We start from the raw sequence: 23,816 nt of genomic DNA, 5'->3' as shown, positions 1-23,816 counted from the left end.
CACCTACACCCCGGCCCCGTACAACGCCTGCGCCGCCCGCAGCACCAGCTCATCCCGATGCCGGGCCGCAACGATCTGCACCCCGATCGGCAACCCGTCCCCGTCCACCCCCACCGGCACCGTCCCCGCAGGCTGCTGCGTGAGGTTGAACGGGTACGTGAACGGCGTCCACCCCGTCCACCGCCGGTGCCCCGACCCCTTCGGCACCTCCACCCCCGCCTCGAACGCCGTGATCGGCAACGTCGGCGTCACCAGCAGGTCGTACTCCTGGTGGAAGACCCCCATCCGCCGCCCCAGCTCCATCCTGACGTCCACCGCGGCGAGGTACTCCAGCGCCGAGTACCTCGCCCCGGCCCCCACGATCTCCCGCAGCCCGGGGTCGAGCAGCTCCCGCTGCGGCGCCCGCAGGTGCTGCACCACCCGCGCCGCCCCGCTGAACCACAGCGCGTGGAACGCGTCCACCGGGTCCGCGAAGTCGGGGTCGGCCTCCGTCACGTACGCACCCAGTTCCGCCAGCCGCTCCACCGCCCGCCGCACCGCCACGGCCACCTCCGGGCGCACCGCCACCTGCCCGCCGAGCGAGGGCGAGTACGCCACCCGCAGCCCGCGCACCCCGCCGTCCAGCGCCTCCGTGTACGAACCGGGTGCCGGGCCCAGCGCCGACCAGTCACGGGCGTCCGGGGTGCCGATGACGTCCAGCATCAGCGCCGCGTCCGCCGCGTCCCGCGTCATCGGGCCGACGTGCGCGAGGGTGCCGAACGCGCTCGCCGGGTACAGCGGCACCCGGCCGTACGTCGGTTTCAGGCCGAAAATCCCGCAGAAGGACGCCGGGATGCGCACGCTGCCGCCCCCGTCCGTGCCCAGCGCCAGCGGCCCCGCGCCGAGCGCCACGGCCGCCGCCGCACCCCCGCTGGAGCCGCCCGCGGTACGGGACGGGTCGTGCGGGTTGCGGGTGACGCCGGACAGCGGCGAGTCCGTCACGCCCTTCCAGCCGTACTCGGGCGTCGTCGTCTTGCCGACGAACACCGCCCCGTGCTCGCGCAGCCGGGCGACGGACGGCGCGTCCTCCTCCCAGGGGCCGTCGGGCGAGACGGCCCGCGAGCCGCGCAGGGTGGGGTGGCCACGCGTCAGCAGGATGTCCTTGACCGTGACCGGCACGCCGTCCAGCAGCCCGCACGGCTCCCCGCGACGCCACCGCTCCTCGGACCGCGCGGCCTGGTCGAGCGCCTCCTCGCCGGTCAGCCGGACGAAGGCGTTCACCTCCGGCTGGATCCGCTCGGCGCGCGCCAGGGCCGCCCGGGTTGCTTCAACTGGGCTGAATGCGCCCTTGCGGTAGCCGTCGACGAGCTGTACAGCGGTCAGCTCGGTGAGGTCGGTCATGCAACACCCTCCCGCGATCTCTGGTCCGTCGGTGTCCGTGGTGCCCCTGGTGCGGCGTGGTGTCCGTCGGCGTCCGGGTGCGCAGGCCCGCCGATGCCGGGCACGGCCCCGCGCCGGTGCCGGTGCCGGTGCGCGGCCCGTCAGTGTCCCGGTACGTAGCCGCGCTTCTTGTCGACCACGTTCGCCAGTGGCTCCCCGGCCGCCCAGCTCTCGAACAACTCCACGAACTGCGCGCCCAGTTCGTCCCGCCAGCCGATGGTGTCCCCGCTCATGTGCGGCGAGACGATCAGGCCCGGCACCCGCCACAGCGCGCTGTCCGCTGCGAGCGGTTCGCTGCTCAGCACGTCCAGCGCGGCGCCCCCGATCCGGTGCCCGGTCAGCGCGTCGACGAGGTCGTCCTCGACGACCAGCTGACCCCGCCCCACGTTCACGAACCGCGCGGAGGGCCGCATCAGCCCGAACCGCCGGGCGTCGAACATGCCGCGCGTGTCGTCGGTGAGCGGCGCCGCGGCGATCACCCAGTCGGCCCCGGCCAGCAGCCGGTCCAGGTCGTCGGGCCCGTGGATCCCGGGGCGCTCGGTGCGGCCGACGAGCGCGGTGGTGATGCCGAGCGCCGTCAGGGTCTGCGCGACCGCCCGACCGATCGGCCCCGAGCCGACCACGCAGGCGCGCGTCCCGGCCACCCGCATCGACTCGCGGTGCCGCCAGGTCCGTTCACCCTGAAGGCGCAGCGTCGTGGGCAGATCCTTGGCCATCGCCAGGACGAGGGCGGCGACGTACTCGGCGATCGGCTGGTCGAAGACGCCGCGCGCGTTGGTCACCACCGTGTCCGAGTCGGCCAGCTCCGGGCACATCAGATGGTCCACCCCGGCGCTCGCCGTGTGCACCCAGCGCGGCCGGGGGCCCTCACCGGGCCATGCCTCGCGCACCGCGTGCGAGGTGAAGTCCCACACGAGCAGCACGTCGGCGTCCGGCAGCCGCTCGGCCAGCGCCCTCTCGTCGGTGTGCTCGATGCGGGCCCGGCCGGTGAGCCGGCCCAGCCGGGGGAGGGGTTCGGCGTCCAGGACGAGGAGCGTGGGCGTGGTCATCGGCAGGCGTGTCTCCGTGCGGGAGGTACGGGGGGAGCAACTGCGGAAAAATCGGGCGTTTCAGGAGTTGACGCGGAAGTTAACCGGCTGTTGACCTGGAGGTGACGCGGGCGGATTGACCACGCTCGCACCAGAACCTACCTTCGTCAACACGGCCGTGCGTAACGGTGCGTTGCCTTCTTGTTCCTCAGTGTGAGGCCGGTGCGTGCCATGGACATCTCCTTTCTCGGCGGACCCGCTCCGCAACGCGGGGTCGGCGTGGTCGCCCCGTTCGACTTCGCACTCGATCGCGAGCTGTGGCGATGGGTGCCCGACGAGGTATCGCTGCACATGACGCGGACGCCCTTCGTCCCCGTCGAGGTCAGTCTGGACCTGGCCCGGATGGTCAGCGAACACGAAACGCTCGGCGAGGCGGTGCGCACGCTCAACGCCATCACTCCCGAGGTCGTCGCCTACGCCTGCACCTCGGGCAGCTTCGTCGGCGGCGTCGCCGGTGAACGCGCCATGACCGAGGCCATGACCTGGGCGGGCGCGGTCCCGTCCGTGACCACCTCCGGCGCGTTGCTGGACGCGCTGGCCGAGCTGGGCGTACGCCGGATCGCCCTGGTGACGCCGTACACCGTCTCCGTGACCCGGGCGCTGGAGGCGTACGTCGCCGAAGCCGGCGTGACGGTCACCGGCTGCGCCTTCATGGGGCTGACCCGGCACATCTGGAAGGTGCCGTACCGCGACGTCGCCGACATGGCGCGCCAGGCGGTGCCGGTGGCGGGCGCGGCGGACGCCCTGTTCATCTCCTGTACCAACCTCCCCACCTACGACGTCATCCCGCAGCTGGAGGCCGAGCTGCGGATCCCGGTGATCTCGGCCAACCAAGTGACGATGTGGGCGGCACTGCGCCGACTGGGTACCCCTGCCGTGGGGCCGTACCAGGCGCTGACCGATCCGTCCGCGCGCATCGGCCCCACGGTGCCGGGCCCGGTGGGTCCGGCGGTGGCGGGACCGCTCGGTCCCGCGGTGGCGGACATGCCGGGCGTCGGTGACGGCCCCGACACGGAACAGCAGCAGGAAGGGTGGACATGACAGCACTGGGGTTCCTGTACCCGGGCCACTCCGGCGAGGACGACTATCCACGCATCGAGCAGCTGCTGGGCAGCGACGTCCGGGTGGACCTGGTGCACACGGACATCGGCGAGGACGCCCACCGGGTGGACGCGCTGCTCGAGATGGGCTCGCCGCAGAGGCTCGCGGCGGGCGTGTCCGAGCTGCGCCTCGCCGGCGCCGACGCGGTGGTGTGGGCCTGCACCAGCGGCAGCTTCGTGCACGGCTGGGACGGCGCCCACGAGCAGGTGCGCGCCCTGGCCCAGGCGGCGGGGCTGCCGGCCTCGTCCACCTCCTTCGCCTTCGTCAACGCGGTGAAGGAGATCGGGGTGCGGCGGGTCTCCGTCGGGGCGACCTACCCGGACGACGTGGCCCGGCTCTTCGCTGACTTCCTCGGCACCGCCGGCATCGAGGTCGCCGACGTCGTCAGCTCGGGCATCATCACGGCCGCGGAGGTCGGCACCTGGACCGAGGCGGAGGTGCTGGCGCTGGCCCGCGCCGCCGACCGGCCCGACGCGCAGGCGGTGCTCCTGCCGGACACGGCCCTGCACACCGTGGCCCACATCCCGGCCCTGGAGAAGGAGCTGGGCAAGCCGGTCCTCACCGCCAACCAGGTCACCATCTGGGAGGGCCTGCGCCTGGCCGACCGCCGGGTCAACGCGCCGGAGCTGGGCGCGCTCTTCACTCGGGAGCCGGTGGTGCAGGCCTGACCGCCGGCCCTCTTCCCGGGCGTCCCGCACAACGGAAGAACCCCGGTCCCGCTTTCGCGGGGCCGGGGTTCTCGTCGAGCGCTGGGCAGGCCTTGCACCTGCATTTCCTCACGGGAAGTGAGGCGTCTTTCCTTGGACCACCAACGCACTGTCCGATCCGGGGAGTTGGCCCCCCGTGATCAGGCAAGATGATCGTACCGCAGTCACGCCCAGGGTGCACATCGGCGTTCCCGGGGAGTGTGCACCGGCGGTACGGGGTGGGTGCGCACCGGCGGTGCGGGGTGGAGGGCGGCGGCCGGTCGTCTGCCGCCCTGTCCGCATGTATGGACGCAGTTCTGTGTGTTGAACTTGCCGAAGTTCCCTGAACCCTTGTCAGCTCTCACCACTGACCTTATTCTCACGGCGAGAAAGCGCTTTCCCGACAAGTGTCGTCGATCCGTATTGACATGATCACGACATGACATCCGTTCCGGCATGTGAAGGCGAATGGGGAGACCGAGGATGAGACGACCAGTCGCGCTGCGACTCCAGGCGGCACTCGGCACGCTGGCCCTCGCGGCCGCGACCGGTGTGGCGCTGTCGATGCCCGAGGCGGCGGCAGCCGCCGGCGGCGCCACCGGCTACGCGACCCAGAACGGCGGTACGACCGGCGGCGCGGGCGGACAGACGGTCCGGGCCACCACCGGTACCGCGATCCACGAGGCCCTGTGCGGCCGGGCCGACAGCAGCACCCCGATCACCATCGAGGTCGAGGGCACCATCAACCACGGCAACACCAGCAAGGTGTCCGGCGACAGCTGCAACACCGCCGCCGACAAGATCGAACTCAAGCAGATCAGCAACGTCACGCTCGTCGGCGTGGGCAACGGCGCGGTCTTCGACCAGCTGGGCATCCACATCCGGGAGTCCAGCAACATCATCATCCAGAACGTGACGGTGCGGAACGTCAAGAAGTCCGGCTCGCCCACCTCCAACGGCGGCGACGCCATCGGCATGGAGAGCGACGTCCGCAACGTCTGGGTCGACCACAGCACCCTGGAGGCCTCGGGCGGCGAGTCCGAGGGCTACGACGGCCTCTTCGACATGAAGGCCAACACCCAGTACGTCACCCTGTCCTACAGCGTCCTGCGCAACTCGGGCCGCGGCGGACTGATCGGGTCCAGCGAGAGCGACGTGTCGAACGGCTACGTCACCTTCCACCACAACCTGTACGAGAACATCGACTCCCGCGCACCCCTGCTGCGCGGCGGCACGGCCCACATGTACAACAACCACTACCGGGGCCTCACCAAGTCCGGGATCAACTCCAGGGCGGGCGCCAAGGCCAAGGTCGACAACAACTACTTCGAGGACTCCAAGGACGTCCTCGGCACCTTCCACACCGACGCCGCCGGATCCTGGCAGGTCAGCGGCAACATCTACGACAACGTGACCTGGTCCGAGCCCGGAGAGGACAACAACCCGGCCGGCCCCGACCCGCAGTCCAACACCTCGGTCTCCGTCCCGTACTCCTACCCTCTGGACGACGCCTCCTGCGTGCCGGACGTCGTGAGCGGCACGGCGGGCGCCAACAAGGGCCTAAAGGTGTCGGACGGCACCTGCACACCGCAGACCCCGGACCCCACCGACCCCACCGACCCGACGGACCCGGACCCGACCGACCCGCCGGCCGGGACCAACCTCAGCATCGGGGCCGGCTCCGACGGCTCGTCCAAGGCGAGCGGCACCAGCTACGGCGACGTGCGCGACGGTGACCCGAGCACCTACTGGTCGCCGGCCGGGACGACCGGTTCCGTCTCCGTGAAGTGGTCCTCCGCCACCACCGTCTCCAAGATCAACATCAGGGAGGCGGCGGGCTCCGAGGGCACCATCGGGTCCTACCGGGTCCTCAACCACGACACCGGCGCCGTACTGGCCTCCGGCAGCGGCGCCGGCGTGATCGGCTTCCCGGCGGTCTCGCTCAAGAAGATCACCTTCGAGATCACCGGAGCCTCGGGCACCCCGAGGATCGCCGAGTTCGAGACGTACGCCGGGTAAGGCATCGTTCGGATCCCGCCGGGGGCGTGGGGTGTGCCGGGGCTGGATGCCCGGCACACCCTGCCCTCTTGCGCGGGCGCGGGACAATGGACGGTGGCCCGCTCCGACGGAGTGCCCCGCACCTCGGGGGAGGGCCGCCGTACGTACGAGGAGGAGAAGACATGGCGGAGCCCACGCCGCGTCGGAACGAACCGCGGCTACGCCCCGCGCCCCTGCTCTTCGAGCCGGCGGAGGCGGCCGCCGATCCCGAACACTTCTTCGACCTCGAGTCGATCGACGACCCCCGGGCGCTGCTGGAACGGGCCACCGAACTGACGCACGCGTTCCGCGCGGCGGCGGACCGGGCGATGGAGTTCCAGGCGATCGCGGCGGCCCAGCTGGCCGACCCGCGGCGGTTCGACCGGCTCACGACGGCGGACATCGCCGAACGGGCCGAGTGGACCGAGGACTACGCCAAGAAGATGGTGGAGTTCGGACGGGACCTGCTGCGCGGCGAGCAGACCGAGTAACCGGTCGGGGCGAGCAGCCGGGCGAGCGGTCGGGTGAGTGGTCGGGCGCGTGCTCGATTCCCGGGACGCATATGCCAGGAGGGTGGGCAAGATACTCCTTCCCCGGCACCGCTGTCCCGGATTCCCGCAACCCAGCGGAGCGGTTCCCTCACGCCGGGTAGATCTATGCAACATGAGCAGTCCACGCAACGCCACGCCGCACGTCACGCCCCACGCCTCGGACGTCACCTCGGACGGCGCCGCCTGGCTTGCCTCGGCCGGTGCGTACCCGCGCAGCACGATGGCGCTCTGGGAGGAACGGCCCGAGGCCCCGGTCGTCCTGCCCTGCGGTTCCGCCTTCGACATCGTGAGCGCCCCCGCGATCTTCGGGCGCCGGATGCTGGACCGGATGTGGGAGGAGGGGCCCGGGTCGGGTCCGGTGGCGGAGTTCCGCGGCCGGATGCTGCTCTTCACCGCGCCGGGCACGGCCCAGCGGCTGCCGTCGCTGCTCGAGTGGGAGGAGTGGAGCGCCCGCGGCCGGAAGGGCGGCCGTACGGGCGAGGTGCCGCCGCTGCTGTGCCACGGCGCCGGGGACGCGGTGACCGTACCGGCCCCCGCGGGTGCACCCCCGCGCTCCGGGTCCCGGTGGCTGGTCGCCCCGGACACCCGCCAGCCGTGGCTGCCCGGCCCGGAAATCCTGCTCTGGGCAGCCGTCCGGGCGGCCCGCGCGGCGGTGCGGATTTCGATTTTTCCTCCCGCCGACCAGGGTGCTAAGGTCTACGACGTCAGCAGGCGCCGCTAGCTCAGTTGGTTAGAGCAGCTGACTCTTAATCAGCGGGTCCGGGGTTCGAGTCCCTGGCGGCGCACGATGGCGATGGCGAGGCGTGTTCGCGGAAAGCGCGAACCCTCCTCGCCATCGTTGGTTTTGCGCGGCTTCGCCGCGCGTTGCGGGGGCTTCGCCACCCGCACCCCCCTTCGCCGGGCGCCGTCGGTCCATCGGGTTGGGCGTCGTTGGTTCTCAGGACCGGGTGCTGTGGTTCTCAGGGCCGGGTGTTGTCGCCTCCCCGCTGTTCTGTGCCGTGCTGTCGCGTGGTGTCGTTCGAAAACGTACTGGCTCACCCGAGGTCTCTCGAGAAGTGCCGGCTCACCCGGGTGTGATCCGGACGGTCCAGGCGCCCGACTCCGTGCGGCCCTCGACCTCCACGCGTACGCCGTCGCCGGGGACCGTGAAGCTCTCCCCGAGGGCCACCGGGGCGTCGGCGAGCGGCGGGTAGACGGAGTCGGCCCAGCAGGCCTCGGTGTCCGGGTGGGCGTCGATCACCTCGATCGGCCCGCCCCCGGACTCGGCCCCGCTGCGCACCCGGTACACCAGCACTCCGGCCCGGCAGGCGGAGGCGTCGTTGCCGACCGGTGCCCGTACCTCGAAGGCGAGCACGCTGTCGGCGCCCGTGCGCACCACGGCCAGCTTCGTGCCCCGGCCGAGCCCGAAGGCCGGTGCCCCGGCGGCGTCGGCCACCTCCACGCCCGGCCCCGCCGCCAGCGGCTCCAGCGTCAGGCGGGTCGGCCCGCTGCCCCGTACGCACGTCACCTGCCGGGGCTCCAGCCAGCCCAGCTTCCACTTGTGCCAGCCGAAGAGGTCGGGGGCGAGTCCGAACTGGCTGCCCATCAGGTCCCAGTCCCCGACGTGCGTGTCCCAGTCGCCCTTGCCGTCGACGGGCCGGTGGTACAGGTCGGGCAGGTCGAAGACGTGCCCCGTCTCGTGCGCCAGGACCAGCCGGTCCGGCGGATGGTTCTCGAAGACGGTCACGACCCGCCGGATGTCGGTGCCGTCGGCCCGCAGCGGGGTGTTCAGGTTGACGACCTTCGTGGCGTCGGAGTCCACGCCGGGTGCGTCCGGGTCGGCGACGAAGTAGACGACGTCGTACCGCGAGAAGTCGACGTGCCGGTCGGCCGCGTGGAGCGCGTCGCGCAGGTAGGCGGCCCGGTGCTCGGGGCTCCAGTCGCGCCTTATGGCGTACGACGTCGACGGGCTCGGCATCCGGATCCAGTCCCGCAGCGGATGCGGGCGCAGCGTGAAGGCCCCGTAGGAGGCGCGCCGGAAGAAGCGGCCGGTGGCGGGGAAGTGGTCGGCGGCGAGTTCGGCCGGGGCCGTGAGCGGCTGGGAGTCGGGGAAGGACAGGAACACCATCACCGCGTCCAGGGTGCGGGCGGGCCGCGGATAGGAGGCGTTCCAGGTGTCCAGACCCTCGGAGTGGTGGGCGTCGGTGCGTTGCAGCGCACACGGCTCCGGAGAGAACGGCTCGGCGACCGAGGGGGCGGTGACCAGGGAGGTCGCGGCGAGCGCCGACATCGTGGTGCACACCGCCGCGGTACTGCGCAGCCTGGGCCGGGCGGCCCTCCCCGCCGTCCGGCGGCCCGCGCCGAGCGCCTCGAGGGCCTCCCGGGGAAGTCGCCTCAGGGGAAGCTGGCGCGGCACAGGGACCTCCGGGGCGGTTGAGTTGAGGGGACACCGCACCCAGCTTGTGCATGATTGTCGTACTACGCCCTGTTCGCGTGCATCGGATGGGTGAGCCGCCCGTAATTCCGCCGGAGGCTTCCCCGTGCGACACCCCGGGGGCACTCACTCAATGTCACAACTGGTCGGAGGCGTGAAGAACCCGTCCAGGTGTGGGCAGAAACGGTCTGGCGGCGGGGTTGCGGGGTCCGCAACGCGGGAAGGTGGCTGGAAGGCCCCGGTGTCAGCCTCTATGATCGGCACACTTTCCTGCACGAACAGAGCACGAACAGAGATCGAGGCACTGCGGGAGCGAGCGGTGAGCGGAACCTCCGAAGGGCCGGCGCCCGCGGCAGACCTCGGCCGGTCGGTCGTCACAGAGAGTGACAGTTTCCTGGCTCCACGTGCGACGGGCACGACGGGCGCCCCCACGGGAACGACGGGCACGGGCCCGGATTCGAGTACGGGCGGGGACGCGAGTGCCGGCACGGACGCGAGTACGGGCGCGCCGGGGGCGGCGAGCGTCCAGGCCTACCGCTCGGTGTTCGCCACCGCCCCCCTCGCCATGGCCGTCGTCGACGCCGACGGCCTGGTCGTCAGCGCCAACGCCAGCCTGGGCACCCTGCTCGGCACCGGCCCCGGGACACTGGCCGGCTGTGCGGCGGCCGACCTCGTCGACCTCGCCTCCGACGTCGGCATCTGGCACGCCTACCGCGAGGTGCTGCGCGGCCGGCAGCCCCGGCTGCGCTGCACCCGCCGGCTCAAGCGCGCCGACGGGCACTCGCTCTGGGCGCAGGTGACGGTCGAACCGCTGGACGGCTCCGGGGACGGCGGCGGCCTGCTGCTGTCGGTCACCGACGTCAGCGCCCGGCGCGAGCTCCAGGCCCGGCTGCGGCACCTCCAGATGCACGACCCGGTGACCCGGCTGCCCAACCGGGCCCTGTTCTTCGAACGCCTGACGGGCGCCCTGGAGGCGGAGTCGTACGAGCACGGCGGCACCGGCCGGATCGGCCTGTGCTACCTGGACCTGGACGGCTTCAAGGCCGTCAACGACACCCACGGCCACCGCGTCGGCGACCGGCTCCTCGCCGCCGTGGCCGAGCGGCTGACGCGGTGCGCGGAGGAAGCCGCCGGCCACCGCTCCGGCGCCCCGCTGGTGGCCCGGCTCGGCGGCGACGAGTTCGCCCTCCTCGTGGAGGACTCCACGGGCACCGACCAGCTCGCCGACCTCGCCCAGGCCGTCCTGACCGCGCTCCAGCCGCCGTTCGAGCTCCTGGACCGCCGCCTGTCGGTCACCGCGTCGGTCGGCGTCGTCGAACGCCACACCGCCGGGACCACGCCCACCGCGCTGATGCAGGCCGCCGACACCACGCTGTACTGGGCCAAGGCCGACGGCCGCGCCCGCTGGACGCTCTTCGACCCCGAGCGCAACGCCACCCGCATGACCCGCCAGGCCCTCGCGGCCACACTCCGGCCCGCCATCGAGCGGGGCGAGTTCGCGCTGGAGTACCAGCCGCTGGTCGGCATGGAGGACGGCCGGGTGCGGGGCGTCGAGGCGCTCATCCGCTGGAATCATCCTCAGTTCGGCGTACTGGCGCCGAATCGGTTCATCGCACTGGCGGAGGAGGACGGCTCGATCGTTCCACTCGGCCGCTGGATCCTGCGCACGGCCTGCGCCCAGGCCCGCCGCTGGCAGCTGGCCCACCCGGACGAGCCGCCGATCTTCGTGAGCGTCAATGTCGCCGTCCGGCAGGTCTGGGACTCCGACCTGGTGGCGGACGTGGCCCGCACTCTGGAGGAGACCGGCCTCGCCCCGCACCTGCTTCAGCTGGAGCTGACCGAGTCGGCGGTCATGGGCTCGGCGGGCCGCCCGCTGGAGGTCCTCAGGGCGCTCAGCGACATGGGCGTCCACATCGCCATCGACGACTTCGGCACCGGCTACTCGAACCTGGCCTACCTCAGCCGGCTCCCGGTCTCGGTCCTGAAGCTCGACGGCGCGTTCGTCAGGGGCTTCCAGTACGACGCGGTCACCCCGGGGGCGGACGACGTGAAGGGGGCGTCGTCCCTGGCCAACCCGGCCGACGAGGTCATCGTCGAGGCGATGGTGCAGCTCGCCCACCGCCTCGGGCTGAGCGTCACCGCCGAGTGCGTGGAGACCTCCGACCAGGCGACCCGGTTGCGCCGCATCGGCTGCGACACCGGCCAGGGCTGGCTGTACTCCCGGCCGGTGGCGCCGGACCGCATCTCCGCGCTGCTGGGCCCCGCCGGTCCTGGCGGGGCCGGGGTTCAGGCCGTCGGCAAGCCGTAGGCGTCGGCGATCAGCTCGTAGGAGCGCAGGCGCACGTCGCCGCCGTGCGCGTTGGCGGTGATCATCAGCTCGTCGGCGCCGGTGCGCTTCTGCAGGTCGTCCAGGCCGGTGCGCACCTCGTCGGCGGTGCCGTGGATGACGTTGGCGTTCCAGGACTGCACGAACTCCAGCTCCATCGGGCTGAAGTCGTACGCCTCGGCCTCCTCCGGCGCAGGTACGAGGCCGGGGCGCCCGGTGCGCAGCCGCACCATGTTCAGCGCGGCGGCGAGCACCTGCCGGCGGGCCTCCTTCTCGTCGTCGGTCGCGAGCGCCGAGACACCGATGAGGGCGTACGGCTCGTCGAGCACGGCGGAGGGCCGGAAGGAGTCCCGGTACAGCTCCAGCGCCGGCACCGTGTTCTGCGCGGAGAAGTGGTGCGCGAAGGCGAAGGGCAGCCCGAGCGTGCCGGCGAGGCGCGCGCTGAACCCGGAGGACCCGAGCAGCCACACCGGCGGCCGGTGCGTGGACTGCACACCACCGGGCGAGGTGCCCTGCACGGGCCCCGGCACGGCGTGGATCCGGCCGTACGGGTGCCCGTCCGGGAAGTCGTCGTCCAGGAACCTGATCAGCTCGGCGAGCTGCTGCGGGAAGTCGTCGGCGCCCTCGTTCAGCCGGTCGGTGCGGCGCAGCGCGGCGGCGGTGGCCCCGTCGGTGCCGGGAGCGCGGCCCAGCCCCAGGTCGACGCGCCCCGGTGCCATGGCCTCCAGCGTCCCGAACTGCTCAGCGATCACGAGCGGCGCGTGGTTGGGCAGCATGACGCCGCCGGACCCGAGCCGGATGCGCTCGGTGTGGGCCGCCAGGTGGGCCAGGATCACCGCGGGCGAGGAGGACGCGACGCCGGGCATGGAGTGGTGCTCGGCGACCCAGTACCGGTGGTACCCGCGGGCCTCGGCGAGCCGGGCGATGTCCACACCGGTCCGCAGCGCCTCGTTGGCGGTCCGGCCGGCCCCGACGGTCACCAGGTCCAGCACGGACAGGGGTACGGGAGCGGTGCCGTGGGCAGTGCCCCGGATCTCCTCTGCGGCGTCTGCGGGCATGACGGGGTGCCTCCTGTGTGACGATCGACGTACGAGTCGCTGCGCGACGTAACAGGAGGGGGCCTCCGGTTATTCCCGGGCGGGGTTCTTGAGGGCGGCGAGGAAGGCGCCGAAGGCGGGGGTGGGGAAGGTGAGGACGGCTCGGGCGGGGGCCTTGGAGTCGCGGACGGCTGTGTGGGAGTCGCCGAGCGCGATCTCTACGCAGGCGTTGCCTTCGCCGCCGCCGGAGTAGGGCGACTTCTTCCAGTCGTACGCGATCGTCATTGGGCGGCCTTGGCGTCGGCTTTCAGAGCGTCGAGGAAGGCGGTGAAGGCGGGGGCGGGGAAGGTGAGTGCGGCTCGGGTGGGGATCTTGGAGTCGCGGACGGCTATGTGGGGGTGGTCGAGGGCGACCTCCACGCAGGCGTTGCCGTCGCCGCTGCCGGAGTAGGAGGACTTCCGCCAGTTGTCAGGGGTCGTCACCGAGAGCCTCACAGTTCCTTCGCCAACCGGTGAATGAAATCGCGGGAACGCTCGGGGACGAGCGATACCGCCTCCACTCTACGGAAGAGCGTTCGAAAGACGCCCAACTGCGGTTCCGAATCGATGAAGAGCGCACCGTGAGGGCCGTCGCGTACCACGGTGTCCAGTCTCGGGACGGCACCCCCGGCGTAGACCATCGCGGCTGTGACATCGGCGAACTCTTCCAGCTCGAAGGGGATGACGCGTACTGTCACGTGTTCTTCTTCGGAGAACTCCAGGATGTGCGCGAGCTGAGCACGCGAGGTGGCGCGTCCTCCGACGCGAATGCGCAACGCCGCCTCGTGGATGAGCGCCTCGTAGGGAGTCGGCTGCTCACCTTCGAGGATCACTCGTCGCTGCAACCGGTGGCGGACGCGCATGTCCAGATCGCCCTGAGGAAGTTCGGGAACTCGTCGCGAGAACAGTGCCCGTGCGTAGTCTTCGACCTGGAGGAGTCCCGGGACGTGAAGGAAGTCCACGTCCCAGCGGAACGTGGCGTGGTGCTCCAGCTCGGACAGGTCCAGGAATGACGTGGGCAGATGCGTGCGGTACTCCTCCCACCAGCCGCGTGTCCGGTCTGTCGCCATGGTCGCCAGGGCGTTGATCAAGTTCTGGTCCGTGCAGGCATAGTGCGCCGCGAGTCGGCGTAGTCGCTGCTCACTCACGCCCGTTGTGCCGGCTTCGATCTGGCTGATCTGCACGGAGTTGATGCTGAGGAGCGCTGCCGCCTCCCGGGCGCTGAGGGCTGAGGCGTCGCGCAGTCTGCGAAGTTCGGTCGCCAGGCGCAGCTGCCGCGCCGTTGCTTCGCGCTTGGTTCCCATTCCGTGCCCCTCGCTCAACGCTGCTGGCCCCGCTCCTCGTTCGGGTGTCAGGCTACGCGATGGACTCGCCTGCCGTTAATTCTAAGGTCTACGTTCGGTGGTGCAGGGAGCACGCGCTGCAATGCGAGGGACCGGAAGTGCACCGCTTTGCCCTGCCTTGGGTGCGCGGCAATGACACCGGCCCTGCAACCACCCACCCCATCCCCGAAGGGAACCGGCATGCCTGAAAGCGATCCGTGGGAGTGCTCCCTCTACATCCCGAACGACCTCAGAGCCGTCACCGTCTGCCGCCGGACCCTGCGTCTGATCCTCACGATGCACGGTCTGATCCGGATGGTCGACCTCGCCGAACTCCTGGCGACGGAGCTCGTGTCCAATGCCGTCCGGCACACCGAGGGGCCCGCCGCGCTGCGTGTGCGCTGGTCGGGAACGGGGGTGCTCCGGCTCGGCGCCTGGGACGCGGACCCCTCGCCCCCGGAGCCGCCGAAGTCGTTCGATCCGGGCCTGGAGCGGGAGGAGGGGCGGGGGCTGGAGTTGGTCCGGGCCTGTGCCGACACGTGGGGGTGGCAGCCGCTGGTCAGGGAGGGGAACCGCGGGAAGTACGTCTGGTGCGAGATGGGCGCCGCTCCGGACCCCGCGAGCCGGACGGCCTGAGGAGCCGGTCAGCGCACCACGCGGTGGCGGAGGAGGACGACGTTCGTGCCGAAGGTGCGGGCCTCGACGAGTTCCAGGTCGATCCGGCGCTCGTGCCGGGGGAAGAACGGGATGCCGCCGCCGACCAGGACCGGGAGGACCATGGCCCGGTACTCGTCGATCAGGTCCGACGCGGCAGCCTCCGCGGCGAGGGTCGCGCCGCCGATCGCGATCTCGCCCTCGCCGGGCTCCGCCCGCAGCCGCTCGATCTCCGCCACCACACCGCCGGAGGCCGGCCGGGCGTTGCCCTCGACCGCCGACAGGGTCGTGGAGAACACCACCTTCGGGAGCGCCTTCCACAGTGCGGTCCACTCACGGCCCGGCTCGTCCAGCGACGGGTCCTGATCGGCCGTCTCCCAGTACAGCATCGTCTCGTACAGCCGCCGCCCCATCAGATGGACGTCGGTCTGCCGCAGCTCGTCGGTGAAGTGGCGGAAGACCTCCTCGTCCGGCTCCGACCAGTCGAAGGAGCCGTCCGGCCCGACGACGTAGCCGTCGAGGGACACGTTCATGGAGTAGATCACCCTGCGCATCACAGGACCTCCCTGGTGCCGGTTCCACCGTACGACCGCCGGGCGGATGCCCTAGCGACCCCGTCGATGTCAGTGGGTCGTGCTGGAATCGGTCTCGCCATCACCGTAGACGGGCTAGTCGACCGGCGAGACCCGGATCAGGTTGCCGTCCGGGTCGGCGACGACGAAGGTGCGTCCGAAGACCTCGTCGTGGGGTTCCTCGACCACGGTGACGCCCTTGGCGGTCCACGCCTCGTAGCGCGCGTCGATGGCCGCGGAGGAGCCCGGGATCATCAGGCCGACCTCCGAGGTGCGCGGTGTGTCCGCGCTGAGCCGGTCGGCGCGGCCGCTCCAGAGGGCGAAGAGCACGCCGGGGGCGACTTCGAAGGGGACGTAGCGCGGGGTGGTCATGAGCGGCTCGATGTCGAACAGGTCGGAGTAGAAGGCGGTGGCGCGCTTGATGTCGGTGACGTAGACGAGGAAGAGGTTGGGTGCGGACATGCGGATCGTCGTCCTTCCGGATCGGGGGTCGGGGGGCCCGGTTGTTCCGGCCGTGGTGCCAGCTTGGCGTGGGAACATGACACCGGTTGTCCGGTTCCGGTGAGGAAACTGTCGTATGAGTCGGCCGCAGCGATTGATCGAGCTACTCGCGGCTCTGCAGGCGCGTCGGCGGACCACCGCCGAGGAGCTGGCGGGGGAGTTGGGGGTGTCGACGCGGACGGTGCTGCGCGATGTGCGGGCGCTCGTCGACGCCGGGATCCCGGTCTTCACCGAGCGGGGAAAGTACGGCGGCATCAGCCTGCTGCCCGGTGACCAGGCCGATCTGTCGAAGCTGACGACCGGTGAGGCGGACCTGCTGCGTGCGGTCGGACTCGACCTCGACCGGGCCCGGCAGCTCGGCGGCGAGGCGGCCGCCCGGTCGGCGCTGCGCAAGCTCACGCCGCGCAGACAGCCGCCGGCCGCCCGGGACGAGCTGCCGCTGGCGCTGGCGGACGTGGTCGCCGTCGACAACCGGCCCTGGTTCGAGGACGCCGCACCCCTGCCCGACGTCGCGGGCCTGGTCAGGGACCTGCGGACGGGGAGGCGGCTGCGGATCGGCTACCGGCGCAGTGGCGCCGCGAGTGGCCAGGACCTCGTGGTCGACCCGTACGGGCTCGTGCAGCGCGGCGGGCGGTGGTACCTCGTGGCCGACCTGGACGGGCGGCCCCGGATGTTCGCGCTCTCCCGGCTGCAGGGCTGGTGCGTGCTCGACGCCGGCCGGCGGCTGCGGCCCGGTGCCGACCTCGTCGGTACGGCGCGGGAACTGGGCGAGGCGTTGGAGAGCGCCGAGCACGTCATCGTCACGGCGCGCCTCGACGCGGGCAGTCTCGACCTCGCCCGGCGCATCCTGGGCGCCCGGCTCAGGACGGCGGGCGACCCGGAGGACGACGGCCGCGTCGAGATCACCGTGTCGTACGGCCGGCTCGACGGGGTGCGGCAGCTGCTGCAGTTCGGCGACCACATCGAGGTCGTCGGACCGGAGGCCGCCCGCGGGCTGGTCCGGCGGCTGGCGGCGGGGATCGTCCGCACGCACTCGTCGGATTCCGGCTGAGCTGTTGGGTGAGCTCTCGGGTGAACCGGGAGGCCGTCAGGGAGTGCGCTGTGCCCGCATGCCGTCGAGGAGGTATCCGGTGCGGCGGTCGTAGTCCTCGCGCTGCGGGCGGGTGCCGTGTTTGAGGACGAGTGCGCTGTCGTGGAGGAGCGCGTGGAGGTCCTCGGCCGCGAACTCCGGCCGCAGGACGCCACAGGCCCGGCCCGCGGTGACGAGCTCCTCGTTGATCTCGCTTCCCGCCCGGCAGATCTCCATCAGGGTCTGCGCGTCGGGGTAGGCCTGCAGCATGGTGTCGACGGTGGCGGGCTGACGGTACTGCAGGTCGCGGATCGCGGTGACGTAGTACGACAGCCGCTCCCAGGCGTCGTCGAGGGCGCGGGTGCGGTCGATGATGGCGTAGATCTCCGTGGCGACCACCTCCGAGATGACCGCCTCGATGAGGCCGATCCGGCCGCCGAAGCGGTTGAAGATCGTGCCCTTGCTCACCCCTGCCGCCTTGGCGACCTCTTCCAGCGGCACGGACAGGCCGCGGCCCTGGAAGGCGCCGATCGCGGCCGTGCGGATCTGCTCGGCATTGCGCTTGGCGTCGGCGCGCAGCCGGGGTTCCGCAGGCGCCGCTCCGGCTGCACCGGCCATCGTCCGACTCCGTCCCTCGCTGTTGTCCACCTAATTTGACTAGCCGGGTCAGTTTACCTACGGTCGTAACCGGAAGTGAAACTGACCTGTGGGGTCAACTTATCGGGAGGCCATGTCATGATCGTCGTCACCGGTGCCACCGGCGGGCTCGGCGGTGCCACCGTCGAGCGCCTCCTCGAGCGCGTGCCCGCCGACCGGATCGCCGTCAGCGTCCGCGACACCGCGAAGGCGCGGCACCTCGCCGACCGCGGCGTCCGGGTACGGCAGGGCTCCTACGAGGAGCCGGCCGCGCTGCGCGACTCGTTCGCCGGAGCCGAGCAGGTGCTCGTGGTGTCCGGCAACGATCCGGCGGCCGACCTGATCGCCCTGCACCGCAACGCCGTCGAGGCCGCCGTCGAGGCCGGCGCCCGGCGGATCGTCTACACCAGCCAGCAGGGCGCCGTCCCGGGCAACCCGTACCTGCCGTCGGAGTTCCACATCGCCACCGAAGCGATCCTCGCCGAATCCGGGGTCGCCTGGACCGCACTGCGCAACGGCGCCTACGGCCCTCTCGACCAGGTGCTCGGCCCCTGGCAGTCGACCGGCGAGATCGTCCAGCCGGAGGACGGTCCCGTCCCGTACACCGATCGCGACGACATCGCGGAGGCCACCGCCGCCCTCCTCGCCGGTGACCGCGCCGTCGACGGCCCCGTCACCCTCGCCGCGCCGACCGCCGTCACCTTCGACGACCTGGCCTCGATCGCCTCCGACCTCACCGGCCGTACGATCAAGCGGGTCGTCGTGGACGACGAGCGGTGGGTTGCCGAGCAGGTCGCGCAGGGCGTCCCGGAGCAGGTGGCCCTGCTCATCCTCACCTGGCACCAGGCCGGCCGCGCCGGCTACTTCGCCGAGACCGGACCCCTGCTGACCGAACTCCTCGGCCGCGAGCCCCGCAGCGCCGCCGACCGACTGGCGGCCCAACTCGCCGCCTGACACAGCGTGCCGACAGGCGTCGTGGACCATCCCGTCCGGCGGGTTGGTGTGCCGTGCTGATCGCGCGCTGGACAGGTGCGGGTGTCAGGGTCGCCAGGTCACCCGGTGCTCCGCGAGGTGTGCCAGCACCGCGTGGTTGGCCTCCCAGCCGTCCGGGAACTTCACCAGTGTGCCCAGCTGGACCGGTTCCGTGGACGGGTAGTCGTCCAGGAGGGCGTCCACCCCCTCGCGGCAGACCACGATGCACGCGTGGCGGTGCCGGGAGGTCAGGACGCACAGGCGGCCCGTCTCCAGGTGGAAGGCGGTGGCGTCGGGGCGGCCGGAGAGCGGGTGGAGGACGACCGTGACGTCGTACTCCCGGCCCTGGAGCCGGTTCGCCGTGTCCACGGTCACGTCGCTCACGTCGAGGTCGGCCAGTGCCGCGCGGACCGCTGCCGCCTGGTCGCGGTGGGCCGTGCCGACGGCGATGCGGGCGGCGGTCAGGGGAGCGGGGGAGGGGCCGCGTTCCGACGTGGTCGTGCCCTCGCGGTCCAGGAGGCGCCGGACCACCGCCGCCACCGCCCGTACCGCCTCCGGGTCGGCGCGCGGGGTGTGCCGGGCGGGCAGCTCCAGCAGGCCCCAGCCCGAGGCGGCGGCCTCGTCGAGCACCTGGTCGGGGCCCGAGCCGTCCGACGGCGCCGCGAAGGCCAGGGTCCGGTCGCCGTGGTCCGTGCCGCTGCGGAACGGCGTGTACGGGTAGAACGCGTCCGAGACCAGGCGGGCCGCCGACGCCGGCAGGCGCCAGGAGACCGGGAGACGGTGCTGGGGGAGCGTGGGGTTGTGCGCGAGGAGGGTTGTCACGGCGGACGACGACGGGTCGTAGGCCAGGCCCGCCCACTGCTCGCTGCCCACCGTCGCGAACGGGTCCAGCTGGCCCGGGTCGCCCACGAACAGCGCCCGCTCGAAGAGCCCGGCGACCGCGAGCAGCGAGTCCGAGCGCATCTGGTACGCCTCGTCGACGATCGCGTGCCCCCACGGCTCGTCCACCTTCACATGCGCCCACTTCGCCGCCGTGGACAGGACGACGGCGAGCCCCGCGAGGTCGCCGGCCTTCGCCGACTTGCGTACGTTCGCCAGGGCGTCCAGCGCCTTGTCGTACGGGTCGGCGTCGCTGCTGTGCAGGCGGCCCACCGGAAGGTCCGGGTTCTTCTCGGCCAGGCGCAGGACCAGGTCGTCCACCTGGGCGTTCGTCTGCGCCACCACCATCAGGGGGCGGCCCGCCTCGGCCAGCTCCAGTGCCGCCCGCACCACGAGCGTGGACTTTCCGGCGCCGGGCGGGGAGTCCACGACGACGCCGCGCTCCGTGCCGTGCAGGGTGTCGTGGAGGATCGCCGCGGTGGCGCGGGCAGCCTCGGCGCCGGGATCGAAGGGCGCGGTTGTGGCCGGGGCGGGGGTCGTCGCCGGGGCCGGGGCAGTGGGTGTGCCGGGTGTGGTGGCGGTCTCGGCGGTCACAGGACGTCTTCCTCGGTCTGGGCGTCCGCGGCCTCCGCGACGGCTGCCGCCTCACCGGGCGGGCCGCCGTGCGTCCACGGCGTCTGCTCCGGGTCGGGGAGCTTCGCGCCGCCCCGCTGCTCGTGTTCGAAGAGGGTGAAGCAGACCAGGTCGCCCTTCTCCGGCACCGAGCCCGCCTCCGGTTCTTTGCCCCGGCCCATCTTGTCCGTGATGCGCAGCACGACTGTCCCGTCGTCGCTTTCGTCCGCGGGCCCGACGTACTCGGCCGTCTGCGGCTTGCCGTTCAGCGAGCGGTGGACCTTCGCACGCTCGGCCAGGTGCGGGCGGTCGTCCGTGCGGACCGTGATCAGCGGGCGGGGGCTGGGGCGCTTGCTCTCGCTGTACGCCATCACCACCTCGACGACCTCGCCCGCGAACGCCTCCCCGGACAGCCGCCGCCCGGCCATCACCAGCGGGTCGTCCAGCGCCTCCTGCGCCTCCAGGCGGGCCTGCTCGCGCTCGCGCGTCGCCAGCTTGTTCGCCGCCGTCACCGCGTCGTCGCGGCGCGGCTGCGGGGGCTCGCCCGCCAGGATCCGGTCGCGGTGCGAGGTGAACGACCAGCGGTCGCGGGTCCAGCGCTCGTCGGCATGCGCACCGGCGGGCAGCGCGCGCAGCAGGTCCAGGCCCCGCCACACCGCGTCCCAGGTGGGGCGGGTACGGCTCTCGACCAGGGCGCGGATCTCCCGCTCGGCGGCCGTGAGCGTGCCGAGCCGGTCGTCGGCCTCCAGGCCGTCCTCGGCGGCGGCCAGCGCGGTGCGGGCGCGGTCGTAGCGCTCGATGGCGGGGGCGAGCAGCTTGTTGTCGAAGGCCGGGTCGGTCGCCGGGCCGGCGGGCGGGCAGAGCAGCTGGCCGGCGGCGTCACGGGCCAGCTCCGCGCGGCGCGCGGCCCGCGCGCCGGTCAGCTCCTCGCCGGGCGGGGCGTCGCCCGGGGCGCCCACCGGAACGGCTTCCGGGTCGATCCACGCCAGCAGCGCGCCCAGGTGCTGGTCCTCCAGCGTGGACTGGCCGCTCGCCCAGTGCCGGCCCAGCAGGTCGGTCATGGCCAGGAGCAGGGAGGAGCCGGGGACGCGGGCCCGCTCGCCGTAGTGGGTCAGCCAGCGGCCGAGCAGCGGCACGCGCGGGGGCGCGGGGTGCGGCGTCTCCGGGTCCTGCTCCGCCGTACGCCGGAAGCGCATGGAGCGGCCCAGCAGCCGTACGAATTCGACGCCCGCGCGGTTCGGCACGATCAGCTGCGCGGCGTCCGCGCACAGGTCGACCTCGACCTTGACCCGCTTGCCGGTCTCCGGGTCGGTCTCGGTGCGCTCGGCGGCCTCGACGCTCTCCGCGTACGCCTCGACGTGCGGCAGCACGATGCCGGCCAGCTCGGCGAGGAACGCGAAGCGCAGGTCGCGGTCGCGGGGCTGCGGCACGACCAGCAGGTGCGGAGCGTCCCGGTCGGTGCCCACCAGCGCGCCGAGCGGGGCGCCTGCCTCACCGGCGGTGGTCAGCGGCACGAAGACCAGCGGGCGGTCGGACAGGTGCCGGTGCCGGACGGTGGCGGCGGGCTGGGCGCTGCCGGTGCGGACGGCCTCCAACCGGGCGAGGGTGGTGATCAGTGACACCGTGGCACCTCGCTGACTCCGGTGACTTCACTCGTTCCACTGGCCTCGGTGACTCCACCGGTTCCACTGGTCTCGGTGGTCTCGGTGGCCTCGGTGACACCAGTGACTTTGGTGGCTTCCATGACTCCGGTGGCTTCCGTACGGGTTGCGGCGGCTGCCGTCGCCAGGGCCTCCGTGCGCAGCTGGGCCGCCCTGCGCAGCGCGGCCACCGCCGGGTCGTCCGGGTCGCCGGACTCGCCGCGGGCCGCGGCCAGTACCTCCCCGACCGTCGACAGTCCGCCCAGCTCCGCCCGCACCGGGCGGCCCAGGCAGGTCACGGCCCCGGCCTCCAGGGACCGGGCGCGGCAGTGGAAGGCCAGCTCGCAGGCGGACAGGCACTCCGGCGCGTACGCCGCCGGGACCGCCTCGACCGCCGCCGTCAGCTCCTCGGCCGGCAGCTCGGGGGAGAAGCAGACGCCCTCGGGGAGCGCGTCGGCGATGTCCTCGACGCGGGTCAGCCGGGCCAGCTGACGGTCGGTGACGGCGCGCTGCTTGCGTACGTCGACGGCGGACGCGGTCGGCAGGTTGGAGAAGTCCTTCGGACAGACCAGCAGGACCCGGTGGCGTACGCGCGGCGCGGGGTCCAGGCGGGCGGCGACCCGCTCCAGAGCCAGCACGTAGACCGCGGCCTGCCGCGCGGCCGCACCGACCTTCGCCGCGTCGGCGGAACCGTCCAGCATCGGGAAGGACTTGATCTCGACGACCGTCCAGCTGCCGTCCGGATGCACCACCACGGCGTCCGGCTCCAGGAAGGCGGGGGAACCGGCGACGTCGAGGGCGAGCATCGGATGGTCGAGCAGCGTCCAGGCGCCGGGATCGCCGGCGGCCTCCCGCAGGGCCAGCGCCGTCCGGGCCGTACGTCCCTCGGGGCCGGTCGCGGACAGGTCGGGCACCTGGGCGTCGGCGGGCGGCTCGGCACCCCGGTCCAGCTTCTCGTGCACCAGCCGCAGCAGCTCGGCACCGCCGTCCGCCTTGACCCGTGCCTCGAAGGCGTTGCCCCGTACGAAGGCGAACTGCGACTGCCCGAAGACCGACGGCGAACCCAGCGCGGCCGCGAGCGCCGCCTTGTCCACCCCGGCGCCGTCGAGGATCGCGCGGCGGCGGCAACCGGGGTTGGCGGCGAGGGCGGCCAGGGCGCGCGCGTCCAGCGCCTTGGCCGGTACGTCGGGACCGCGCAGCTCAGCGAGCCGGTGCCGGAGTCTCGTCCCCCGCGTCCGAGGGGGCGGGGTCCGGCTCCTCTCCTGGTCCGAACCGCTGCTCTCGCTGCCGTGGGAATCGCTCACCCGTGGAAGTCTGGCATCCGCCACTGACAATCGGGGAACCCGCGCCGCCCGGGGCGGACGCGGCAGGGGTGGCGGACGGTGCGAAACGGGCCACGAGACGCACCCGCCCCCGGTCCGCGATCCGCATCACGTACGGCGTCAGCAGCAGTCCGGCGCCCATCACGGCGGCTCCGGCGACCGCGTCGAGGAAGTAGTGGTTGGCCGTGCCCATCACCACGATCGTCGTCACCAGCGGGTAGACGACACCGGCCGCCTTCGCGGTGCGCGTGCCTCCGTACCGCCACAGCATCACGCCGCACCACAGCGCCCAGCCCACGTGCAGGCTCGGCATCGCCGCGTACTGGTTGGTCATCCCGCCCAGGCCGCGCGGCGCGCTCGCCTCGCCGCCCCACCAGCCGTACGAGCTGTACTGGGCCATCGTGTCGACGAAGCCGTGACTGGCGTCCAGCAGCCGGGGCGGGCAGGTCGGCAGGAGCGTGAAGCCGATGAGGCCGATGAACGTGGACGTCATCAGCCAGGTCCGCGCGGCCCGGTAGCGCACCGCGCGGGAACGGAAGATCCAGACCAGGATCGCCGGTGTGACCACGTAGTGCAGCGACGCGTACCAGAAGTCCGCCGGCACGCCGATCCAGGGCTGGCTGGTGAAGAGGCGGTTGAGCGGGTGCTCCGCGTTGAGGAAGAAGGCCTTCTCGATGTCCAGGATGGCCAGGCCGTGGTCCACCGCGTCGGAGACGTCGCCCCGCACGAGCAGGCGCCCGGCCGAGTAGCAGGCGTACACGAGGAGGATGAGCGGCAGCTCGGTCCACCAGCGCAGCCGAGTCTTCGGGGCCGCCTCGGTGCCCGGTGTCTCGGTGTGCGGCAATCCGATCGCCCTCCCCCTTCTCGTTGCTCGTTGACTCGCGCGCCTGAACGGACACGGGCGAGCCACTCTACGGCCTCCCTGTCTCCGCTCCGCGAAG

General features: G+C 72.5%; 23 protein-coding genes and 1 tRNA gene. 10 read left to right on the top strand and 14 right to left on the bottom strand.

Annotated elements, in window-relative coordinates:
- Window positions 1–3: 3 nt before the first annotated feature.
- Complete coding sequence (locus HZS56_RS26110) at window positions 4–1,380, bottom strand: amidase (RefSeq protein WP_216723220.1); 1,377 nt, start codon at window positions 1,378–1,380, stop codon at window positions 4–6.
- 140 nt (window positions 1,381–1,520) lie between these two features.
- On the bottom strand, window positions 1,521–2,468 hold the full coding sequence (locus tag HZS56_RS26105; RefSeq protein WP_216723219.1) for a D-2-hydroxyacid dehydrogenase: 948 nt from the start codon (window positions 2,466–2,468) through the stop codon (window positions 1,521–1,523).
- Between the two features lie 210 nt (window positions 2,469–2,678).
- On the opposite strand from HZS56_RS26105, the gene HZS56_RS26100 reads away from it, so the two are divergent.
- The 6 genes from HZS56_RS26100 to HZS56_RS26075 all read left to right on the top strand — a co-directional run bounded on the left by HZS56_RS26100 (window position 2,679) and on the right by HZS56_RS26075 (window position 7,667).
- Entirely contained in the window at window positions 2,679–3,548 is an 870-nt protein-coding gene (locus tag HZS56_RS26100; RefSeq protein ID WP_216723218.1) for a maleate cis-trans isomerase family protein, read from the top strand.
- The gene (locus tag HZS56_RS26095; protein ID WP_216723217.1) at window positions 3,545–4,276 is read left to right on the top strand and encodes a maleate cis-trans isomerase family protein; all 732 of its coding nucleotides are present in this window, start codon (window positions 3,545–3,547) and stop codon (window positions 4,274–4,276) included. The genes HZS56_RS26100 and HZS56_RS26095 overlap by 4 nt, the downstream gene beginning before the upstream one ends.
- A gap of 501 nt (window positions 4,277–4,777) precedes the next feature.
- Window positions 4,778–6,313: a pectate lyase family protein gene (locus HZS56_RS26090; RefSeq protein ID WP_216723216.1), complete on the top strand. Its 1,536-nt coding sequence runs from the start codon at window positions 4,778–4,780 to the stop codon at window positions 6,311–6,313.
- Between the two features lie 161 nt (window positions 6,314–6,474).
- Complete coding sequence (locus HZS56_RS26085) at window positions 6,475–6,822, top strand: DUF8844 domain-containing protein (protein WP_216723215.1); 348 nt, start codon at window positions 6,475–6,477, stop codon at window positions 6,820–6,822.
- A gap of 172 nt (window positions 6,823–6,994) precedes the next feature.
- Window positions 6,995–7,603: a bifunctional DNA primase/polymerase gene (locus tag HZS56_RS26080; RefSeq protein ID WP_216723214.1), complete on the top strand. Its 609-nt coding sequence runs from the start codon at window positions 6,995–6,997 to the stop codon at window positions 7,601–7,603.
- Window positions 7,594–7,667 (top strand) — tRNA-Lys (locus HZS56_RS26075). Before HZS56_RS26080 ends, HZS56_RS26075 begins: the two co-directional genes overlap by 10 nt.
- Window positions 7,668–7,945: 278 nt before the next feature.
- Here HZS56_RS26075 and HZS56_RS26070 read toward each other — a convergent pair.
- On the bottom strand, window positions 7,946–9,277 hold the full coding sequence (locus HZS56_RS26070; RefSeq protein ID WP_216723213.1) for a M6 family metalloprotease domain-containing protein: 1,332 nt from the start codon (window positions 9,275–9,277) through the stop codon (window positions 7,946–7,948).
- Window positions 9,278–9,614: 337 nt separating this feature from the next.
- Here HZS56_RS26070 and HZS56_RS26065 point away from each other — a divergent pair, with 337 nt between their 5' ends.
- A complete protein-coding gene (locus tag HZS56_RS26065) occupies window positions 9,615–11,603 on the top strand; it encodes a putative bifunctional diguanylate cyclase/phosphodiesterase (protein ID WP_216723212.1) in 1,989 nt (662 codons plus the stop codon).
- On the opposite strand, the gene HZS56_RS26060 is transcribed toward HZS56_RS26065, so the two are convergent.
- From HZS56_RS26060 to HZS56_RS26045, 4 genes are all read right to left on the bottom strand, one after another.
- The gene (locus tag HZS56_RS26060; RefSeq protein ID WP_216723211.1) at window positions 11,582–12,679 is read right to left on the bottom strand and encodes an LLM class flavin-dependent oxidoreductase; all 1,098 of its coding nucleotides are present in this window, start codon (window positions 12,677–12,679) and stop codon (window positions 11,582–11,584) included. The genes HZS56_RS26065 and HZS56_RS26060 overlap by 22 nt on opposite strands.
- A gap of 69 nt (window positions 12,680–12,748) precedes the next feature.
- Window positions 12,749–12,943 carry a DUF397 domain-containing protein gene (locus tag HZS56_RS26055; protein WP_216723210.1) on the bottom strand — a complete coding sequence of 65 codons (195 nt, stop codon included), beginning with the start codon at window positions 12,941–12,943 and terminating at the stop codon, window positions 12,749–12,751.
- Window positions 12,940–13,140: a DUF397 domain-containing protein gene (locus tag HZS56_RS26050; protein WP_216723209.1), complete on the bottom strand. Its 201-nt coding sequence runs from the start codon at window positions 13,138–13,140 to the stop codon at window positions 12,940–12,942. Before HZS56_RS26050 ends, HZS56_RS26055 begins: the two co-directional genes overlap by 4 nt.
- Window positions 13,141–13,148: 8 nt before the next feature.
- Window positions 13,149–14,000, bottom strand: coding sequence for a helix-turn-helix domain-containing protein (locus HZS56_RS26045; protein WP_216723208.1), 852 nt, complete (start codon window positions 13,998–14,000; stop codon window positions 13,149–13,151).
- Between the two features lie 219 nt (window positions 14,001–14,219).
- Here HZS56_RS26045 and HZS56_RS26040 point away from each other — a divergent pair, with 219 nt between their 5' ends.
- Window positions 14,220–14,654, top strand: a complete 435-nt coding sequence (locus HZS56_RS26040) for an ATP-binding protein (protein WP_216723207.1) — start codon at window positions 14,220–14,222, stop codon at window positions 14,652–14,654.
- An 8-nt stretch (window positions 14,655–14,662) separates the two neighbouring features.
- Here the strand turns inward: HZS56_RS26040 and HZS56_RS26035 are convergent, their stop codons facing one another.
- Together HZS56_RS26035 and HZS56_RS26030 are read right to left on the bottom strand one after the other, a co-directional pair.
- Window positions 14,663–15,226 carry a dihydrofolate reductase family protein gene (locus HZS56_RS26035; RefSeq protein WP_216723206.1) on the bottom strand — a complete coding sequence of 188 codons (564 nt, stop codon included), beginning with the start codon at window positions 15,224–15,226 and terminating at the stop codon, window positions 14,663–14,665.
- Window positions 15,227–15,340: 114 nt separating this feature from the next.
- Window positions 15,341–15,706 (bottom strand): VOC family protein, encoded by a 366-nt coding sequence (locus HZS56_RS26030; RefSeq protein WP_216723205.1) that lies wholly within the window; start codon window positions 15,704–15,706, stop codon window positions 15,341–15,343.
- A 115-nt stretch (window positions 15,707–15,821) separates the two neighbouring features.
- Between HZS56_RS26030 and HZS56_RS26025 the strand changes: the two genes are divergently transcribed.
- A complete protein-coding gene (locus HZS56_RS26025; protein WP_216723204.1) occupies window positions 15,822–16,796 on the top strand; it encodes a helix-turn-helix transcriptional regulator in 975 nt (324 codons plus the stop codon).
- A gap of 36 nt (window positions 16,797–16,832) precedes the next feature.
- Here HZS56_RS26025 and HZS56_RS26020 read toward each other — a convergent pair whose 3' ends face one another.
- Complete coding sequence (locus HZS56_RS26020) at window positions 16,833–17,432, bottom strand: TetR/AcrR family transcriptional regulator (protein WP_216723203.1); 600 nt, start codon at window positions 17,430–17,432, stop codon at window positions 16,833–16,835.
- A 117-nt stretch (window positions 17,433–17,549) separates the two neighbouring features.
- Here HZS56_RS26020 and HZS56_RS26015 point away from each other — a divergent pair, with 117 nt between their 5' ends.
- Complete coding sequence (locus tag HZS56_RS26015) at window positions 17,550–18,404, top strand: NAD(P)H-binding protein (RefSeq protein WP_216723202.1); 855 nt, start codon at window positions 17,550–17,552, stop codon at window positions 18,402–18,404.
- Window positions 18,405–18,488: 84 nt separating this feature from the next.
- Here the strand turns inward: HZS56_RS26015 and HZS56_RS26010 are convergent, their stop codons facing one another.
- The 4 genes from HZS56_RS26010 to HZS56_RS25995 form a co-directional block, all read right to left on the bottom strand.
- Window positions 18,489–19,772 (bottom strand): AAA domain-containing protein, encoded by a 1,284-nt coding sequence (locus tag HZS56_RS26010; RefSeq protein ID WP_216723222.1) that lies wholly within the window; start codon window positions 19,770–19,772, stop codon window positions 18,489–18,491.
- 119 nt (window positions 19,773–19,891) lie between these two features.
- The gene (locus tag HZS56_RS26005; protein WP_216723201.1) at window positions 19,892–21,535 is read right to left on the bottom strand and encodes an amino acid adenylation domain-containing protein; all 1,644 of its coding nucleotides are present in this window, start codon (window positions 21,533–21,535) and stop codon (window positions 19,892–19,894) included.
- Complete coding sequence (locus tag HZS56_RS26000) at window positions 21,526–22,857, bottom strand: hypothetical protein (RefSeq protein ID WP_374201210.1); 1,332 nt, start codon at window positions 22,855–22,857, stop codon at window positions 21,526–21,528. Before HZS56_RS26000 ends, HZS56_RS26005 begins: the two co-directional genes overlap by 10 nt.
- On the bottom strand, window positions 22,754–23,719 hold the full coding sequence (locus HZS56_RS25995; RefSeq protein WP_216723200.1) for a phosphatase PAP2 family protein: 966 nt from the start codon (window positions 23,717–23,719) through the stop codon (window positions 22,754–22,756). The genes HZS56_RS26000 and HZS56_RS25995 overlap by 104 nt, the downstream gene beginning before the upstream one ends.
- Between the last annotated feature and the right edge of the window lie 97 nt (window positions 23,720–23,816).

Origin of the sequence: Streptomyces mayonensis (genome assembly GCF_018982965.1) — a bacterium.
In the GTDB taxonomy this organism is placed as follows: domain Bacteria; phylum Actinomycetota; class Actinomycetes; order Streptomycetales; family Streptomycetaceae; genus Streptomyces; species Streptomyces mayonensis.
This window is presented reverse-complemented; position numbering and strand designations above follow the sequence as displayed.